This window comes from Flavobacterium adhaerens (assembly GCF_040045115.1).
Classification (GTDB): domain Bacteria; phylum Bacteroidota; class Bacteroidia; order Flavobacteriales; family Flavobacteriaceae; genus Flavobacterium; species Flavobacterium adhaerens.
This window is the reverse complement of sequence record NZ_JBDLZX010000006.1, coordinates 239,701-260,701: the sequence shown is the minus strand read 5'-3', so window position 1 is coordinate 260,701 and position 21,001 is coordinate 239,701. Positions and strand designations below refer to the sequence as shown.

At 34.4% G+C, this 21,001-nt stretch carries 10 protein-coding genes; 2 read left to right on the top strand and 8 right to left on the bottom strand.

Going from position 1 to position 21,001, the window contains the following annotated elements:
• Positions 1-121: 121 nt before the first annotated feature.
• Positions 122-2,416, top strand: a complete 2,295-nt coding sequence (gene porZ / locus ABEB18_RS10565; RefSeq protein ID WP_348799270.1) for a type IX secretion system anionic LPS delivery protein PorZ — start codon at positions 122-124, stop codon at positions 2,414-2,416.
• A gap of 56 nt (positions 2,417-2,472) precedes the next feature.
• Complete coding sequence (recO, locus tag ABEB18_RS10560) at positions 2,473-3,186, top strand: DNA repair protein RecO (RefSeq protein ID WP_348799269.1); 714 nt, start codon at positions 2,473-2,475, stop codon at positions 3,184-3,186.
• 4 nt (positions 3,187-3,190) lie between these two features.
• Here the strand turns inward: recO and ABEB18_RS10555 are convergent, their stop codons facing one another.
• The 8 genes from ABEB18_RS10555 to ABEB18_RS10520 form a co-directional block, all read right to left on the bottom strand.
• On the bottom strand, positions 3,191-4,495 hold the full coding sequence (locus ABEB18_RS10555) for an ATP-binding protein (RefSeq protein ID WP_348799268.1): 1,305 nt from the start codon (positions 4,493-4,495) through the stop codon (positions 3,191-3,193).
• A 166-nt stretch (positions 4,496-4,661) separates the two neighbouring features.
• Complete coding sequence (locus tag ABEB18_RS10550; protein ID WP_348799267.1) at positions 4,662-8,657, bottom strand: eCIS core domain-containing protein; 3,996 nt, start codon at positions 8,655-8,657, stop codon at positions 4,662-4,664.
• Positions 8,658-8,669: 12 nt separating this feature from the next.
• Positions 8,670-9,011: a hypothetical protein gene (locus ABEB18_RS10545; RefSeq protein ID WP_348799266.1), complete on the bottom strand. Its 342-nt coding sequence runs from the start codon at positions 9,009-9,011 to the stop codon at positions 8,670-8,672.
• 3 nt (positions 9,012-9,014) lie between these two features.
• Positions 9,015-10,769, bottom strand: a complete 1,755-nt coding sequence (locus ABEB18_RS10540) for an eCIS core domain-containing protein (protein ID WP_348799265.1) — start codon at positions 10,767-10,769, stop codon at positions 9,015-9,017.
• Positions 10,770-10,782: 13 nt separating this feature from the next.
• Positions 10,783-12,177: a contractile injection system tape measure protein gene (locus tag ABEB18_RS10535; protein ID WP_348799264.1), complete on the bottom strand. Its 1,395-nt coding sequence runs from the start codon at positions 12,175-12,177 to the stop codon at positions 10,783-10,785.
• 216 nt (positions 12,178-12,393) lie between these two features.
• A complete protein-coding gene (locus ABEB18_RS10530) occupies positions 12,394-15,090 on the bottom strand; it encodes a hypothetical protein (RefSeq protein WP_348799263.1) in 2,697 nt (898 codons plus the stop codon).
• A gap of 12 nt (positions 15,091-15,102) precedes the next feature.
• Positions 15,103-17,814: a baseplate wedge protein gene (locus tag ABEB18_RS10525; RefSeq protein WP_348799262.1), complete on the bottom strand. Its 2,712-nt coding sequence runs from the start codon at positions 17,812-17,814 to the stop codon at positions 15,103-15,105.
• Entirely contained in the window at positions 17,802-20,993 is a 3,192-nt protein-coding gene (locus ABEB18_RS10520; protein ID WP_348799261.1) for a baseplate J/gp47 family protein, read from the bottom strand. The genes ABEB18_RS10525 and ABEB18_RS10520 overlap by 13 nt, the downstream gene beginning before the upstream one ends.
• Positions 20,994-21,001: the final 8 nt, after the last annotated feature.

The window sequence follows — 21,001 nt, the reverse complement described above, 5'->3', positions numbered from 1 at the left end:
TTTTTTGTTTATAAACTATTTGATGAAGAAGATCAAAAAGGAGTAAACGAATGTGTTAAATTAAATTCAAAAAACATTTTCCTTTCCTTTGTGCTATATTTGTGTACCAATTTGTTGTTCTATGCCAAAAAAATTGCTTTCTCTCTTTTTTCTATTTGCGGTGAAAATGACTTTTGCTCAGTCAAATTTGTCTTGGCAAGGATATTTTTCGTATAACGAAATCAAAGCAGTTTCGGAATCGTCAAATACTATTTACGCTGCTTCCGAAAATGCTTTGTTTGCAAAAAACAACAGTACAAACATAATAAAAACATCGACTACAGTCGATGGACTGGCTGGAGAAACTATATCTGCTTTGTATTACAGTCCAACATTTCATAAGACAATTGTAGGATATGAAAACGGATTGCTAATTGTAATTAATGAAGCTGATGGATCGATGCTTAAAGTGGTAGATATTATCAATAAAAATTTGCCTTCTAATAGTAAAAAAATCAATAGTTTCATAGAATACAATGGGATTGTGTATGTCTCTACCGATTTTGGAATTGTACAATTCAATTTAAAAACATCACAGTTTGGTGATACTTATTTTATTGGCGATAATGGTGCTGAAATAAAGGTTTCTCAAATTGCTATTTATGAGGGGTTTATTTATGGGGCAACATCAAGCGGTATCCGAAAAGGAAATATCGCCAATCCTAATTTGATTGATTATAGTCAATGGCAAGTATCGACAGTTGGAGATTGGACAGGAATAGTAGCCTTAGGGACGGCTTTATATGCTGTAAATGCAACAGGAAATATACACACATACAATTCGGTTTCAAATACGTTTAATGCTGTTTTGCAGTTGTCAGAACCCGCTGTAAATTTAAAATCTGCCGCAGGTTATTTAATCATAACCACCACTAATAATGTTTGGATTTATAATGAACAAATGGTCTTAGTACGTCAAATATACAAGGACTTAATTGCAAATATGAATTCAGATTTTAGTTGTGCAACTATAATTTCAGAAACAATTTTCATAGGTACCACTCAAAACGGTTTGTTTACAACAGCATTAGCTGCAGGATCTCTATTTGAAAATATAATACCAATTGGTCCTTCCCAAAATAACATTTTTGCATTGCAAGCTACAGCCACACAGCTTTGGGCAGTATATGGTGATTATGATATTTATTACAATCCGTACCCGTTAGATGATTTAGGAATTAGTAAATACTCAACTTCAGGTTGGTTAAACATTCCTTTTAATGACGTTCTTGGAGCTAAATCGATCAGTAGAATTACCGTAAACCCTACCAATGAAAAGGAAGTCTATGCAAGTTCTTTTTTTTCTGGTTTATTAAAAATAGAAAGTGATGTACCAACAAACCTATACAATCAAAATAATAGCGATTTAGAATCCTTGGTTTTGAGTCCACCAAATCCAGATTATGTCGATATTCGTATCAACGGGACAGCTTTTGATAAATCTGGAAACTTATGGGTGACTAATTGTCGAGTTGCCAATGGTTTGAAAATGTTAAGTTCTGGAGGCCAATGGAAAAGTTATGCAATGGATAAAATTTTGACCACTTATTCCAGTAACGATTTTGGCAGAATCGTAATTGATAAATACGGAACAAAATGGATGGCGACCAATATCAATGGGGTAATAGGATTTAATGAAAGCACTTCAACCTTTAAGAGAATTACTTTCGGAACAGATTTAGGGAATTTGCCAGTTCAAGATGTTCGAGCTTTAACTGTAGATACCAAAAACCAACTTTGGATAGGAACTACAAAAGGTTTAAGGGTTTTGTCTAATGTGAATGATTTTCAAACGGAGAGCCAGTTAACCACCAAAAGTATTATCATAGAAGAAGATAATCAAGCACAAGAATTATTGTCTGAACAATTTATCACCGATATTGAAGTAGATGGAGCCAATGAAAAGTGGATAGGAACTGCTGATGCTGGAGTGTTCTTTGTTTCTTCAAATGGTCAAGAAACAAAATATCACTTTACCAAAGATAATTCTCCTTTGCCCAGTAATGTGATCAGTGATATAAGTATTAATGGCAGTACAGGTGAAGTTTTTATAGCAACTTCCAAGGGATTAATTTCGTTCAAAGGAATTGCAACAACAGCCAATGATAACCTAAACAGTGTATATGTATATCCAAACCCAGTTCGCCCAGAATATACAGGAACAGTAAAAATAAATGGATTACTTAATAAGGCCAATGTAAAAATAACCGACATAGCCGGTAATTTGGTTTACGAAGCTACAACCGAAGGAGGAACCTTAGAGTGGGACACCACAGCTTTTGGGAAATACAAAGTAGCCTCGGGAGTATATATGATTTTTATTTCGGCTCAAGATGGTTCGGAAACCAAAGTCAAAAAAGTAATGATTATTCGTTAATTTAAAGAGGTCATTGATTTTTTCAATCTTTAAATTTTTCAATCTTTAAATTAAAAATGCAAGTCAAAACCAAAGCCATCGTAATTTCGGCCTTAAAATTTCAAGAAAAAAGTCTGATTGTAAAATGTTTTACACTTTCTAACGGACTGAAATCGTATATTGTTCGGGATGCATTTTCATCTCGAAAAGGAAGTTCTAAAGTTGCCTATTTCCAGCCTTTGACAATTATTGATATCGAAGCGGTTCACAAAAACAAAGGAACCTTAGAAAATTTCAAAGAAGTAAAAATGGCTTCCCCTTTTCATTCGATTCATTCCGATATTTATAAAAGCACCATAGTTTTGTTTCTTTCAGAGGTTTTGCATCATTCCATACACGAGGAAGAAAAAAACGAAGCTTTGTTTACTTTTTTGGAAACGGCTTTGCATTGGTTGGATGAACATGACGAAATTTCCAATTTTCACTTGATTCTGATGTTGGAAATTTCCAAATATTTAGGTTTCTATCCAGACACTTCGGATATGGATATGCCTTTCTTCGAAATGATCGAAGGTGTTTTTACCCCTTTTCACGCCGTTAGCTCTTTAACGGAGCATGAGAGTCAGCTTTTCAAAAAACTGATTCAGTTAAAACTGGATAACAATCAAAAAGTTTTTCATGTGATCGAAAGACAAATACTCCTAAAAATCTTAATCGATTACTACAGTTTTCATCTCGACGGTTTCAAAAGGCCAAAGTCTTTGGATGTCTTGAAAGAGGTTTTTACGTGATATCTTAAAACATTTTTCCTTCTTTGGTATATTCTTTTTTTATGCCCTGAATTAAGTGTTGTAGTGGAATAGATTCGTTTTTGTCTTCTAATGTTTTGAGGCAGGCATACTGAATAATATTTACAATATTGGCTCCAGTAATATCATATTTTTTAGAAAGTTCTTTTAAGCAAACCTCATTAGATAATTTAATCCCTTTGGGAAGATTTGCTTCCCATAATTGCAATCGTTCTGAATATTGAGGCATTTCAAATTCGATTATAGTGTGAAATCTACGTGTAAAAGCAGTATCAATATTGCTCTTGAAATTAGAGGCCAAAATTACCAGACCCGGATGACTTTCGATGCGCTGCAGCAAATAAGAGACTTCCTGATTGGCGTATTTGTCGTGGGCATCTCTTACATTAGTTCTTTTTCCAAAAACAGCATCGGCCTCGTCAAAGAATAAAATCCAGTCTTTATTGATCGCTTTATCAAATAATGCTGATAGGTTTTTTTCGGTTTCTCCAATATATTTTGAAATAATCATCGAAAGGTCTATTCTGTAAACATCTCTATTGGTGTATTTCCCGAGCAGGGAAGCTGTCAGGGTTTTTCCCGTTCCTGGAGCACCATGAAACATGACTCTGTAACCGGGTTTTATTTTGGATTTCATGTTCCAATCGTGGAGTAATATGTCATTGAATTTAAGCCAGGTTTCAATTTCTTTTATTTGATTCAGAGTGTTGTTGTTGAGGACAAGATCTTCCCAGTTGAGTTTGGTTTCCAAAAGTTCGGCAGGAAAATTACTGCTCAATTTTGGTTTTAGGATTTTACCAGTTAGAAATTTTTCGATGTATTCCTCTTCCAAAATCAGCAAACCACTCAGTCTAGGTTCTCCAACGGGAACCGAATCAATTTTAATGATTCCTTTTTGATACAAAAAAGACTGATTGTGTAGGTAGTTGTAGAATGCAATTCGGTTCTCCAAATCGTTACCAGCAATAAGAAACTGTGCCGTTTCGCCTGTTGGTAAAATACCGCGATGGTTCTTTGATTTCACTCCCCCAAATTCCGGAAGTTCGCCACCATTGGGCAGATATTCTGAAATAATCGAACTTAAAAAATCAGGTTTGATATGCGGGATAAGTGCCAGTCCCAATAACAGCACCTCTATTTCGTTCAAGTCATTTTCGATAATGAACTCGTTGATAAACCCTTCAGAATCGATTTGATTCAAAACAGGTTTTTCTACAGGATTTTCAACCTGAAAAAGAGTGTCAAGCTGAAAGAGGAATTGGGATTTTAGGTGGGTGAGTATGGTTTTCATTTTTTTATTATAAGGGTTTAATTATTAGCTTATAGCTTATGTTGAGGGAATATTTTTATCCTGACTTTGTTGTTTTAAATTCTATATGGACTAGGTTTTTATTAAGTAAATTATTGATTAGAGAATGGATTGATTTCAAAGAAGTACACATATTAAAAAACACATATTAAGGAGTATTTGGAATTGATTTGCTAATTGGTAAATCAATAGATGTTGTTTTATCACTTGTTGCTGTTATTGCTATATAGGTTGGAATTGGGTTATTTCCATTGTAATTTACTGTGACCTGATAATCAACTATTTCTCCTGAGTCAATAGCATTTCGCACCTTAGTTTCTTCTGATTTCATTCCTGGATCATTTACGTGCGGGTATAATGCCGCAATATTTTCAATATTTCCACCACCTCCAAATTGTGCTCCTAATAAATGTCCTCTTTCATGAACTCCAGATATATAACCTAGAGGAGTAGCTCTAGAGCTATTATTTCTGTTTAAAGGTTTGCCTAATCTAGCAGTTACTCCTTTAGCTCTTCCTGCGTCAAGACTAGCAAAAGTGACGCTGTGAACTCCTGAACTGTAACTTTCCCAACCTCCATTATTATAGGAGTCTTCTCTTTTTCCATAAGTTACCCCATTATCAGCTCTTGCATGAACAAATTTATTACCAGTTAATATTTCATATCTTTGAAACATTGCTAAAACCCATTTTACTCCTGTAAATATTCTAATAGTTTCACCAGCAACTAGTGTAGGAATATTTCCAGTACTTGCAGTTGCAACTTTAGGTTTTTTATAGGCCATCATTTGAACGTAATTATAATCCCAAGTATCGCCACCATCAGTTACTGATGAAATATTAATGACTGAGGAATGGTCTGTATTGACTTTATTTTTAATGGCTTGAGCTTCTTCAAAAGTAATTTCTCCCTGATCTTTTTCCTTTTCTGATTCTGTATCAATTTCAGCAAGTGCTCCTGTAATCGGACCTGATGGTGTTGCTGCTTCGGGTTCACCTCTTCCCATCAGTCTATCCATCAAAGCCATTCCTCTATCGACCGCTTGGTTCACGAGCCAAGTAAGTGCTTGATCGACCATTTCTCTAACGGCTCCAATAATTTCGGCAATTCTTGCTCCAATACCTGTCAATCCTACTTGATTGGCCAAGAAACCAATCACGACTGGCATGGCTTGTCCCATAGTTCTTTCCAGATAATCTGCCGCTATAGTAACATTTCCCCTTGCCAAATCGGCTACTCCATTAACAAAAGAGTTGACCACTTCGAGCATTTCCCGGAGGTATTTTATAAAACTTTGCACTGCATTAAAGAAAGCCATGGCTCCGTTTATCACTGCCATAATTCCTGTTGGATCTAACATGCTCAAAAGTCGGGCGGTAATTCGGTTTACGATGCGTTCCATCACAAAGTTTTTCACGGCATCGAGAACGGTATTCCAAAGGTTGCTGAGTTGTTCTTGTATTTTATCCCAAATAGCGGCCATACCTCGCTCTTGCACATCTTTGATGAAAGTCCAAATGCCTTCGAGAGTATTAATCATACCTCGGATGCGGGCTACTCTCTCGGGACCAATTCTTGGATGTTCGGCCAATTTTTCCCAGATTCTTTCCATTGAGATGTTCAGTACTTCTAGTACCCAAGAGATTACTCCTTGTAGAGAAAAATCAGTTAGGACTGGGATATTGGCATCTCTCAATTCGCTCATAAGCCAACCCGTAACTCCGTTTATTAAATGGGTAACAATATTATCAAAGAACTGAACAAATCCTTGTTTTAAGGCTCTGAGTATATTTTTTAAGAAACCTATTGGATCTCGTTTAATGTCATCGATAGCTTCTAATGCTCTGGTTATGATGTTTCCGATGAGGTCAAAAGGGAAATTCATAATTTCGAGTATGGCAACAATGACGATTCGGATGATTTCGGCCACAAAAGCAATCAATCGCCCTATTGGCTCACCAAATTTTTCGATAATTCTTTCGAATGCATCTAGCGGATGTACCAAATCATCAATGGTCATAGAATCCCAAACATCCGTAAACAATTGTACAATAGATTGCGGAGTCATGTTGAGGGTTTCAACGGCAGCATTGATTTGGCCTACTATTCTGGCAATCGCACCAGATTCTTCCATTTGAGCATATTGTTCTTCTCCTCCGTCCATCAAGCTCATGAATCCTCGGATAAGATTAGGAACTGTTCGCAGTACTACTTGTTGTGTAAAGGGATCTTTCCCAATAATAACTTTTACTAATGAATAACCTCTTATACCACTGGCTTGTTCAGATAGCCAAGCCAATAGAGAATCTTTGACCAGTTCTAAAACTTTTAATGCTACACCCGAAGCAAAATCCCAAACCCTTTGCAAAAATTCTCCTGCTTGTGTAACTAGATTGGTTAGATTGTCTGATATATTTACAAGATTCTCGGGCTGAATAGCATCCCAGGCCATTGTGATTAAGTTGCCCAGATCGGTCAATAGTGAGTCGAAAGTACCTACTTGTGTATCCAGCCAATCGGCAGTCTCTTGTAGTGTTCCTTTTTCGCGCATTTGCTCAAGCTCGGTTTGCCTGTCAATCAATAGCAGAAAATCCTCCAAAATTTCTACAGTTGTTGCGTTTACTTCTTCGCCGCGTAAAGGATCGAAATGGATAATTTTTTTGATGAGTGACCAAGCTTTGTTTTCGGCCAAAAGCGGTTCTGCAACTTCAATTAATGCTTCTTTTATCCACGTGATAATTTGGTCTATTGTCGAGCCAACAAATGAAGTGATTCGGTCAACAATGGTATTAAATTTTTCAACAATTAAATCAATGATTCCTGTGTATGGAAATTGTAAGGCATGCCAAACTTCTTCAACCATATTTAAGATTCCGTCGATAGTTAATCCTAATTCACTTAATCGGCCTTTGACCCAATCAAAAACCTGTTGCAAAATATCGTACTCCTGAAGTTTATCGAATATGGCAGTTCCAAAAGGGACTAATCCCATAAGTCCTTCGATGAGATTAATTGGTGTTCGCTCAACATCGGTTTGACGGAGTGGGTCGTATTCTATGATAACTGTGAATAGGGTATAACCAGGAATATGTCTGGCATCATTGATGATCCAATCTGGGACATAGTCAAGGAATGACCCTTGAATCATTTCGGGGGCTGGTGTAATTTGAGGCTTCATTCGTACCGCAGCACCTTGTTGCACCGTATGGGTTAATTCATGTGCCAGTAGATGTTTACCACTTTGAGTGGAAGGATTGAATTTCCCTTCGTTGAAGTAAATATTATGACCGGTGGCAAATGCTTGTGAACCTAACTGTTTGTTCATTCTCACAGCATTGGCATCGTTATGAATTCGGATTTTGCTAAAATCGGCACCAAAGCCAGACTCCATTTCGGTTTTTATATTGTGAGGCAACGGCGAACCACTACCTTTGCTACTGTTTAAGGCATTTTCCAGATTGTCATCCGGATTGGCATCAGCACCTCCACTCATTTGTAGCGATTGTTCTTCTTCTGCTTTTCCTTGAGTTTCTGTTTCCTTTTTTTGTTGAACTTCTTCTTCGGTTTTTGATTGAATAATTGGTTTTGGCACTACCGAAATCTTAGGTTTTTCAGTTTTTGAGGACACTTCAGAAGTTGCCTTTTCAACCAAAGGTTTTTGTTGGATGGTTGCCTTTTGTTCCTCTTTGGGTTTTTCTTCTTTTTTCTGAATTTTTTCTTCCGGTTTTCTTTGAATTATTGTTTTTGGTTTAGAAAAAACAGAGCCAATTTCTCGTGTTTCTCTTCTTTGGAAATCGAGTTTATTTTGAATAGACAACTCTTTCAATTGAACAACTGGAGTAATGGTTTCAATTAAAGGTTTTTGTTGGATTTTCTTGTTTTGTTCTTCTTGTTTTTGAATAGAAGAAGCTAATTTTTTTTGGGTTAAAGGGGAAGGTGAAAAAAAGGAATCTTGGATTTTAGGTTGTTTTTTTTGAATGATTTGATCGGCAACTCTATCAGCTTCTATTTCATATTTATCATTAGATTTTCCAAAATTCAGTTTAGGTTGAATAAAGTCCTTATTCCCATTTTCTTTTTGAAAGGGAGAACTATGATTGCTTGATTTAGCTGATACTTTAGTATTTGAAACTGATTTAAACATTTCTTTTAAAAATTATTCTACCACAGTAACTTTTGTTATTTGAATAAAAGAGCCATTTACCAACTTAAGGTGATATTCTCCAGTACTTGTAAATAGTGCTTCGCCCAAAGGCCATTGCACTGTTTCTGATTTTTTTGGAGGTATGCTCAGGTTGATTATGGTTCCGTTGTGGGTACACAAATCCCAACTAATGCTTTTTATAGTATTGACAAATAAATTGGTTTTCGAAACATCAAAAAATTCAATTTTGTCATTGCTATTTGTAATTTTTAGACCAATCCTAAAATTGCTTAAATCATTAAAATTTATCTTATTCGAGGTAATGGCCAATTCTATTTTTATTTTTTCGAGCATGGCTTATATCACAAGATTGTTTATTGTTCTTATTACCGAAGCTCCAGCCTTAGTAATCATCATGGTTCCTGAAGGCATCATAAAAAAAGCTTGAACCGTATTGGTAAACAATCTTCCTTGACCCGATTCCCCATCTAACCTGTAATGATTTGGAATTACCCATTCAAAGGTTCCCAGAGAGAAAGGAGGAGGAACGGCTTCCCAGGCTGCATGGTCGTTTAAACCAGTATTATTATCATTAAAAGGTAAAAAATTGGGGTTAGGATTATGAAAAATAGTAGCTGCGGGAAATTGGTTAAAATAACCTGCAACATTGGTGGCAGGTCCAGGAATTTCAAGCCATTGAGTTCTGCCTAGATTTACATTCAACGGATTTACCGTTACATCGGTAATCATACAAGCGCCAGCAGTTCCAGTGGGTATTGCATCGTTTGCGGCAACAACCATGCTAAGTCCGTTGGGTGCAATTACAGTAAATGGAGTTACTTTTGTGCCACTGGGAGTTGTCAAGGTTATGGTAGGATTTGCTGCGATACCAGGAGCTTCCCAAATAATAGAGGCTCCATTATTCAGTCCGATGATATGACCCTCGGAAACCGTCCAAGTTCCGGCTGTATTAGCTGTTAGCCTCACTCTTTCACCAACACCTATTGTTGTTCGAGTATCAGGAGTACCATCTGGAGCCGATTTTATCGTTTCGGTAGTGATGGTAGGCGGTACAGTTGGTGCAGGATTTACAGGAATGGCAGGAGCGGGTTGAGGTACACCTTTTGTATAAAGACTATCTAATGCTGACATGGTATTAGAGTTTACAATTCCGTCGGCATTTAGCGAAGATGCTCTTTGGAAATTTTGTAAAGCAGATTTGGTTTCGTTTCCAAAAATACCATCGGCTCCAAAACGAGGTAATGGGAAGCCGGCATCTATCAACGCTTGCTGTACCAATGCAACCGGAGCTCCAGTACTACCATTCGATAATTGTTGTTCACTGTCTAAACAGGCTTCCAACACGGCATCTCCCGAAAATCTTGTGGATTGTAAATCATTACCGTCGCCAATAGTAAATTGTAATTTATCGGGAATCATTCCTTCTTGCTGAATAGTGTGAGTGAGTTCATGAGCCAGTAAATGTTTTCCTTCTCTGGATTCCGGATTGTATTTTCCTTGATTGAAATAGATATCGTTTTTATGTGTAAAAGCTTGAGCTCCCAGTTCCTGACTCATGTTTACCGCATTGGTATCAGTATGGATACGAACATTACTAAAATCGGCTCCAAAACCTGATTCCATTTCTTTTTTGATGTTTTTATCCATTTGGTTTCCACCACTCTTAGAGTTCGATAGGTTGTTTTCTACCTTGTTGTTTTGGATTTCAGGAGAAGTGTTGTTGCTTTTTGCTTGTACTGGTTTTTCTTCTTCCTCCTTTTTTTGCACAGGTTCTTCCTCCTTCATTTCCTTTTTTTGTACTGTATCTTCTTCCTCTTTTTTTTGTACAGGTTCCTCTTCTTTCATTTCTTTTTTTTGCAAAGGAGTTATGCTATTTGAGATGGATTTTTTTTGAATTTCTTCTTCTTTTTTGGTTTGCAAAAGCCCATTAGAAGAGTTCATTTTTTTGTTGACTACCTTGTCCGCAACTCGATCTGCTTCTATTTCATACTTATCTCCGGGTTGTCCAGTTTTTATCTTTGTTTGGATTTTTTTTCCAAAAAAAGGGCTTGAAGGATGATTCTCTATTTTTTTGTTTTCTAAGGCTCTCATAATTTGTAATTTTTTACCAATCGGTATAAATCAATTTTTCTATCCAAGGGATTTTGACCACACTAATGTTCCAAGGGATTTTATTTAATAATATATCTTGGGTTTTCTTTTCTACAGATAATCTTGGATTACCGTCCTGAATATCTAGTTTTCCTTCTCTTTGTAAAAATTCGTTTCGTAAAAGATCAGTTGAGGTGCTTTTTAATGCGTTCCAATGTTGCACTACAGCTTGGAGCATTTCTTCAATTTGTATTTTATGTAAATGATCAATTGTAATTTCTCTTCGAATCGGTTGGTGAATTGGGATGCCACATAAAAATTTTTCAAAAATCATAGCATGCTCGTAATCCTGTTCTTTTTTTGTAGCAACATAATGCAAAATATGTGCAGCCATCTCTTTGTCGGTGATGGTATTCTCGTTGTTGATGAGATGGCAGTTTTTGAGGAAGTCAATTAGAAAAGGATGAATGATAATTAAGCCTGCATTTTGAACATAAAGTCCTTTTTTGAAAACTTCATCACGATTGTTTTTCAAAAGAAATTCATTCTTTGTTTCAGGTTTTAAACCGTTAGCGATCTTTTCTCTGTTATCAATCTGAATAGAATTATTGGCCACAATTTGGTCGATACTACTTATAAATTCTTCAAAAGTTACTTTGGAGGTCTTAAATTTTTCGATGTTTTCAAAGTAGCAATCGATAATTGTGTTGGCATTTTTGTTTTTTAGATACATAAATACAGCTTTCCACAAAATTTTTTTTAGTTCAAAATCATTTTCTTGACTGAGATTCAAAATTATTTTGTTGCCCGGAAATAACTTTTTATAATGCGTTAGTGTTGAAATTATTTGAGCCAATTGTTGATTAGAAAATTGGTTGATTAGCCTTTCCTGAACAATGGTTTGATCTATTATTTTTTGAAACTGATATTTAAAGTTTTCTGAATCGAGAAAAGAATTTAGAGCAGAACTGTTAAAATCAACTTTGTCGTTTTGGGTTTTCCACCAAGGCATTTCACCATGAGTTAAATAGTAAATGAGCGTATTGGCTTTCTTTTCGGAATGAGAAAGTATTCGATTGCCATTTTCATCTTTATTTATGGTTGGGTTTAGTTGGTTTTTGGTAATCGTTAATTTTTTGGACAATTGATTTTTAATGATTTCTTTTAATTCGGAAGTATTTACAGTATCATTTTGAAACCTAATATTATCAATAGAAAGTTCCAGTTTTTCGATTTGCAATACTTGATTTTTATCTAAAAAAAATAGTTCAAGTTCCTGTTCAATCAATCGTAATAACTCATTTTTAATAAACACATCGATATTATTCTTTAGAGTATTTGCAACCTCTATAGAATCGGTATTAATCTCTAAAAAAACTTTCTCTATCAGATGGTTATTTTTTTTCATTTTTATTGTTTTGTATTGATATCTTTTGTACTTTAGCCTTATCCTTGATGGATTACTGGGTTTGTGTGTACTGCGTTTATTGTTTATGTTGCTAGGTGGTTATTTTTCTACTTTGTATCATTGTCGATTGATTATGTTCCTCCCCCCTTCGAGCTTCAGGTCTGCTAGCGGTTTTTTTGTGGCCTGAGGCTCTTTTTTATGCCTCATTCTTTCCTTCTAGCTTATAGGAATAAATATTCCTCCTGTTGGTTTTTGTAAATAAAACTCTGCCTTTGTTGCATACTTATTGAAAATAGGTGTCAATAGTGTTAGATTAAAGTTTGAAGTATTATTTATATGAATGATGTATTTACTTATTCCGTTTTCGTTGTGTAATTTTTTTCGAAGATTAATAAACAGAACCACATCATCATTTGTATTTCTTGAATTTAGAGCATAATGATTCATCATTGTCGTATTTACCCAATTTCCACTTGTCCAATCACCACCTATAGATACTTCTAAGTTAGCAAATGCCGTATGTGCACTTCGAATTTCTCTAGCAATTTGTTGTAGTTCTTGTCTAACAAATACAGTTGGGATATTTGTTGGGATATCATCAAAATGTTCAATTTTGGTAATAAAACGTTGGAATGAAGCTGTTACATTATTTGTTCTTAGTTTACTTCTTAATATTTCCCATTTTCTCCAATCTTCATTAAATCGGCCGTAATCATCATCTTTGTTTACAGGAGCATAATTGCTTTGTAGTATTTTATAAACGTCTTGTTGGTAAGCGTTTTTGATAGTTGTTGTAATTTGTGCCACTCTAAAAGGTCTGTTATTTCTGCTTATACCTGTCTCGGTAAATTTATAAACAGGACTGTTGGTGTTGAGTGTTATATCTTGTACTTCAAAAACAAATTTATCTTTCTCCAGTTTGGTTATTTTTAATTTTTTTTGTTCTTCGATAAAATCAAATACCAATCCTGCTGGGAATTGAAGATTTATTTTTTCCATCACAACATGTAGTCTTCGGAGTAAAAGGTCATTGTTTAAAGGAACACGAATAACAACAGGTTGGTTTATTAAACTCACCCCATTTATGCTGTAATTTCTAACATTTAATAAATAATGAGTTGGCATGGCTTTGACTCTGCTTTGAGTTCCTTTTATACTTCTGGATAAATTATTGATGTATTTCAGTGAGCTAATCCAAGGATAAATGCATTCGACAATGGTGCAACAACTTAGATCGTTGTCGTTTGTAATTTTATAGTCGATTGCAAAATCTGTTATAAAAGTGCCCCCTTCTTTAAGTAAGATTAAAGTTCCTCCTTTTTTTACCCCTGCTTTGTGTTCGAAAGAAGGATGATTTTTTAATAAAACTCTTAGGTCGTTTTTATCTTTAATGATGTCAATGATGATAAAATCAAAATCAAGTCCGAAGAAATTTCTTTGATCATTCAAAACAATATTTACATCATCGATACTATCGTTTAAATAGCCTTCAATTCTATAAAAATCATAATCATCCAAAGAATATTTTAGTGGAAATTTGACATAGTCATCGTTTAATAAATTAGTAATATGATAGCTTAAATTTGCTCTCTGCATATAGATATTATTCTTGTCAAAATCCCATGAATTCAGGAATGGAATATCAACATTGTAATAATATGGAATTGATTTTTGCCCTAATTGTCCAAGGGTCTTTGAAGGTGTAATTTTGACATAATTGGCCGTAGCAATAATGCCGTATTTTTGGGTTATTGAAAGTAATCGTTGTACTAGAAGGGTAAATTTTTTGAAGGTTTTGTTTTCATTGTCAAGTATAGAAGATTTGTAAAACCTGTGACGATAGGATTTGTAATCTCCAGGATCTTCAACCAACCCAATCATCAAATGCTTTGGAAATGATCCTAAAGGGAGATTGCATTGTGAACAAAGTTGAATGTATAAATCTTTTAGTTCTTTATACGTTGCCACAATATCTTTTAACGCATCATATCTATAGTGAATATCATTCGGAATGCTTACGATATTGAATAATGTTGTGATCCCAGTGTTGATTGTTGTGGCTTCGGTGGCGAATCCTAAATTTGTAAGTAGGGTTGAAATGCCGTTCTTCAAGCTGTTTTTAAATGCATTGTCACTTACTACTGCATTAAAAACTTGTTTGATTTGATTAGCAGTTTGCGAGGTATTGTAAGTAGGAACTACCTTTTTGACACCTAGTTCAGGAAGTGATTGATAATTATTAAAATAATTGTATTTGCTAAAAAGAGCATCATTAGAGATGATAAAATCGGCACTGGCCTTGCTAGCCAGAAGAACTTTTAGATTAAAAACTTCTTCACGTCCTTGATTGTAGCAATCGATTTGGCTGCAAAGTGAAGCATCTTTCGAGTAGTTTTCCAGATATAAAACAATTACATAATCTTTTATATTGGCAAAATCAGGAAATGAAGTTAAGGGTTGTTCGCCGACTTCGATTTCTTCTCCTTCCAATTTTTCGGGCAATAATTCCCAAAGAGGTAAAATAGTATTGTTTTTTATAAAATGGGCATAGTTTGCTTTATCTATTGCAAAGGGTTTAAATGATTTATAAGTTACACTAGAACCGTTTACTGTGAAAAGTTTTTGTTTGGTTGTTAGTATTTTATTTTCATCAGCAGATTTTTCTTGAAGTTTTATCAAATCACCATCGGTTGTAATTCCTGTTCCTTGCGAAATGGTAATAAACGTATGTGCTGGTGTAGTAGAAATAATAAAGCCACAAGTTATTCCAGGCCCCGTCAAAAAAACATTCTGTAAACGATTTTGATCATCAAAATAATCGATGGTTTCGTTTAGTTGATAATGTGTTAACACCTGATCTTCTACATAACTATGATATTGTCCTGTAATATTATCGAGTCTATTAGTTGTCATGGCCTTAAAATTTTATAATGTTCCTAAATTTGTTTTTCCCAGTATTATTTTTCCATCGAGTTCCTCATTTTCATTTTCACAATTATAAAGTCTTCCTGAAGGGAAAATCGAATTTAATTTTGTTAATGTTTTTATGAATTGAGGTAATTCATCTTGATTATTATTGCTCTTATTGATTAAAAAGTTTTTGAAGTCTTTTTCAAAATCCATTAAATCATTGTCAACTGTATTGATATGACTTTTTCTATGACCAATCCAGCAGATTTTACCCAAAATATGAGAAGGAATTTCTTGTCGGATAACATCCTCGGCATAATTTCTAAAGTTGATATCCGAAAACCTAAAAGTATAACCCGGAAGAATGACGCTAATTTTGAATGAATAGGGATCAGGAATGCAGCAGTCTTCAAGACAATCGTCTATACAGATGGGCATAAAATGATCCTCAGTCGTGGTTTCGTCATTTTTTGGAAGTAAAAGAATATGCTCTACTAAAAACACACCTTCTTCACTAAATTCTTCTTTTAAAAATTGGATTAATTCTAGTATGGCAGTTTTGACTTCATCAAGGGTATCATAGAATTTGTATTGTTTTGCAACTATTCTCTTTGGGTCGCTGTGATTTGGAATTTCTGGATTGATGATATGAAACGAGAATTTTCCGCTATCAGCTTGATGAATTTCAAAGGAATGAATCACTTTTTTGGTAAAAGGAATTTTGAATCCGTCTTTGATTTCACTTTCACTGGTTTCTAGAATTTTTAGAATTGCAAAATAAAGCTCGTTGGCAGCGATAGATTCTGATTTGTAATCATCGGTTGCTGATAATACGATATGATTTTGACTGTTTTTTATTCTCCATCTATAATTTATAGCTGGAGTGGCTGGTGTTGGATCATAAATTTGAATAAATAAATTTGATAGATTTTTTCTTTTGATGACTCTTTTACCAGTACTAGGATTCACATCTCCTCTGATGCCCAAAAGTCCGGCAATTCTATTTTCTAAACCTGTTACATTAAATGTATTCCATAAGTTGTTGTTAGGTTGTTTGTAATAGTTAAAACCAGAACCACGTTGGCTACTTATGGTATTATAATTGGCTAGGAAATTGGATTTGTTTTGCAAAACAATTTCGTCCGAAACGGTTCCATATAGGGTTTTCATCAAGAAAGCATATTCTGCAAAGCGTTCTGCAAATCGAGAAATCAAATGGTCTTTTAATAGATTGTTTCGTTTTATGGTATCATCTAAATTTTCAAATAAATTTTCGGAGAGCAAATCAGCGTCCATATCGTAATGATTTACTAAATCCTCAAAACCAGTTACATCATTTACAACTTGTGTGAAATAGGTTTTGATAAGCGAATTATTGATAGAAAGCAATTCTTTTACATTGCTGAGGTGTTTGAAATAGGAGGCAAATATTTGATCAAAAAACAATAAATATCCTTTGAGCTGTTTGGCTTTAGTTTTTCTTTCAACACTAACAGTTTCGGATAATCCGATTTCCCCAACTCCATAGGTTTCTGGGAAATCATTGGTAATACTGGTGTATAAATTAGAATCGACAATTTTGCCTTGAGGCACTTTTAAGTCTTTATTTTCCGATGATTTTTTTTGTGAAATTGCAAGGTCGTTTTTAAGCTCTGCCAGGTATTCGGCAGCTTTGGTTTTGTTTACATTAATGGGTAGAATTCCTTTGGTAAAATTAAAAGTACTTTTGTCGCACAACATTGGTTTTTTACTTTTATCAATACATAAAATCCATTCTTTGGTATTGTTATCAATAGAATTGCAATAATTTATGGTGATGTCTTTTATTTGTCTAACCCCTTCAATATTCATAATGATTTGGATAATATCCGAGAGACGAATTTCGGTTCTCAAAGACGAATTGATGAGTTCTTGGGTGTCTATAAACCCTTTTTCTAATAATGGGCCTTCAAAAATTTGATCGCTTGTATATCCTCTTTCAATCATTTGCGATAGCGAATAAAAAGTGATTGTTGGTGATAAATAATTTTCAAGTGCCAAAGTGATTAAGGCATGAATGTATTCTTCATCTGATTCTGGAGCAACATCTATTTGAGCACAAATAGCAATAGGCTGTATCTCGATTTCTTGAATTTCGACAATATCCTCACAAAGGTTTCTATACTGTTGAAATTTTTCAAAAATTTGTTTTTTTAAGGCAATTTTTTTGGCCAAATCTTGCTCGTTAATATCTACTAAAATGGTATATAACCCTTTGATATCTATCTCTCGTATGAATTCTGGAAGCGTGTCGCTAAAGTCATTTTTATCAAATGAAAATTTTGCGGTTTTACAGTTTACATACAGTTTTTTGGAATACTTTTCTAGCCAACAATTTTTGATACGATTGTCGATGTCTAAAATTATTTTTCGGTAATCCAAAGCCGTAACAGGGTTATTCGGTAGGATTTCGGAAGCTTTAAAAAATTGATTTTCGTAATTGCCCGTTATTGAGTTACTCAACAAATCCTGAATAGGAAGGTTAATCCGCAAACCTAAATCGGTAATAGCATAACATAATACTTCCAAAATGGTAATTCCCGGATCATGTGTGTTGTAATCTGTCCAAAATTTACTTCCTAAAGATTCGATATATTCGATTCCTTTTTTGCGCAAGAAATCAAAGTTCAAATCATCATTCGAACTTATATTTTTTGGGATAGTACTATTTTTATTTACAGTTGACATTCTTCGTTATCTTCAATTGTTATTTCATTACAACCTATGATGGTGGTACTTATAATATGCTCGTTTGGTTTTGCGGCAACCAAGATTGATTTTGGATTCGAGGGAGAAACTGTCTTTTGATCCTGAACACCATTTTTTATTAGTTTCACATTTTCCAAATAATCCACATAGCCTAATTTTTCCAGATAGTTAATCAAAATGCTAATGTTGATACTCGCTCCGAAAGTTATTGGGATACTTTTGTCATAGGCCCATGGAGACAAAAATTTCGTGATATCATTCCCGAGTTCCTGAGTATAAAAATTGATGTCAAATCCAGCTTTGAATTTTACGGCCAGACTCACTTTAACCACTTCATAATTTGGATTCATCACAATTGTATTGATGTGCATCGAATTGAGTTGGTTGATATGATTCTGTATTTTATTTAAAGTTGCTGTGCTTACTCGAGGTTGGTAAATATCGAATACGTTTTTATTTACAGTGTCCGGAATTACAACCAGAGTAACATTTCCAGGGGCTTGAAATGAATTTTCGGAGGTATGGTTTAAGCATTTTACTTTGTAAAGTTCTGGAAATTCTTGTAACAAGATATTTTCATAGTCCCACATCGTAATCGCACGATTTTTATGTCGGAGTCTTTCGCTTATTCTTCTATAATAATCGGTATCGGACTCTGAGGGTTTGTAATCAAAGCTGTTGTAGGGTTGCGAAACCGATTTTACAGTACTGATTCTTTCTGTTAATTTTGAAATAGTTTTTGCCGAAAGTCCTTTCTCTAAATGGGAAAGGTCGTTCGAGTTATCTTCAAAAGTGGCCAAAACAACCTGTGCATGAATCCCCGTCATTTTGCAAACGACATCATAATTTTTGTGCATTTTGGCTTTGAGCCAAATATAATTTTCTGGTAAAGTGGTATTGTTTTGTGTTGCTTCTTTTGGAAGATTAAATCGAAAGATTCCTGATTTCAAGAAATTATCGGTTTCATTCAGCAGGATGTGGGTAGCGTCAAGAATTTTCCATTCATTGTTACCGAGAACAGACCATTCTATTTTTTGATTTCCTGTAAAAGAAGGTGTCAACGGATTTTCGCTTCCTTCTAAGACCTGGAATAATAGTGTTATCTGTTCCAATTCATTGGTGTTTTCAAGGCCAATTAATAGCTCACCTCCTTTGCAATAGGCTGGGAGTAAGTTGGTCTTTTTATTGTCAACAAAATCTAATATTGATTTAAAATAAATGTGCTCTTCAGAATATCCAAATGGGTGAATGTGGAAGAGTTTTGTTTTGTTTCTTGTGTATATTTCTTTGAGTGTTAGCCCAGATTCCTCAGTAAACAGACTCGATTCCGAAGCTGTATAACTCAATGTTACATTTTCGGCCAATGGGGTATAAGGTTCATTTGGTAATAGTACGTTTTTGTCACCTGTAGCAAGTGCCAATGCGTATATTTTTGGGTACATGCTATGCAGAAAAGATGTTTTTAAAACCATTTTCAGCTTGCTGCTTTTGTCCGTTATATAATTTGTTGAGATAGTAAAATCTGTCTTGTATGAGTCTGAACCTTGACTTTTTGAAAATAAAGATTGATTATTTTTTGATAGGACATCAATCCAAACGTTATTAGATAATAGGTCTAAATCATATTTAAAATCTTGATCGCTGGTTATGATTTGATCGTTAGGTAAATAATTATTATTATCATTTACATTAATCAAATAAGCAAGAAAAGAAGATGGACTAATAGAGGGGATATATGGACTTTTATATGTTTTATAATGTTCTTGAAAATCTGCGGGGGTATTTTTCCAACTAAGGTTTACATCTATTGAGTCCCATTTTTTTGCAAAAGCTTCCTCATATTGAATATAAAAACTGGATCCAATAACAGGAATTGGTGTAAACGGATAGAAAGGTTTTAGAGCATTTATAGTACTATTGTCATTTTCCAGAATAACATTTTTTACATTTTGGACATCAATTTTTGTGCTAATGAATTTCAGTTGGTTTTTTGCCAATGATCTGTACAATTCATAACCATTGACTTTGGAAGTATGAATTATAAATTTTGCAACAGGGAGAGTACTTTTAAATTCGTTTCCTAAAACTTTGGCATTGTAGTTGGTTATAGCATCTACATTTTCGTCGAGTTGAAACGCAATCGTCATATTTTTTGTAATGACAGTAGTCTGAAAAATTTCTTTTTTGCCTGTAATAGATGCTTTTATTGGAACTTCATGCCAACCTTTTTCTGTAGTAAGAAAAACCGATACATTAGCAATGATATCATTAGCAGTGATATTGGCTAGGTTTTCTTGAAAATTGAACTTTATTTCTATACTTCTTTTTCCTTCGCTGAGTAATAGAATGGGCGAGGCTACTGCAAAACCCAAGGTAGCATTGGGTAATTCGGGAAAATGACTATTAGAAGTATGACCAAATGGCCAATACTGGATGTTCTCATTTGGAAATTTTTCGCCTAAGCCATCAAAAGAGTTGGCTATTGGACTAGCAACAATCTTTTTGTTAGAACCATCATGATAGATGTTTTTTAATAAAGCAACATTGGTCTTATTGGCAATTAATTCTTCGGATGTTTTGTATATTCTGTTTCTACCAATTAAATCTTTCCCCCCGTCAAAAGCAGTCTGAATATCTATTTTTTGTTGCGTAGCATTTTTGGCCAACTCAAAAAGCATATATACTTTATCGGGTGTAGCGGGTAGTTTTTCTATCTGAAGTATTTCTTTGTAATAAAAATCAAGATGACGCTTGGTAATAGCATTGAATCTTTTTTTGCTATTTTCTAAAAGGAGCAGGAATGCAACAAATAAGGTTAAATGTGGAGTAAGCGATGATTCTTGTTTGTGGTTTTGGATTAAAGCATTAATGTCTTTTTTGATTCTGTTGAATTCAAAACTTTTTTTAAAATTAGGATTTTTGCCTTCTAATTGGAATTCATTAAAAAAGTCTTTCCAGTCACCGGCTATTTTGGTTGGGTCATTTGTTTCAAAATAGTTAACGTAGCCTGCAAAATTGTAGGCAAACAAAATCCAGTCTGAGATTTCCAAATCAAAGAGTTGAATATTGTTTGGTTGTAATGCATCTATAAACCTTTGTTTTTGGGATGTCCCATTTTTGGTCAAAACGCTTAAAATAGTTTTACAATCATTGCTCATTTTATGAA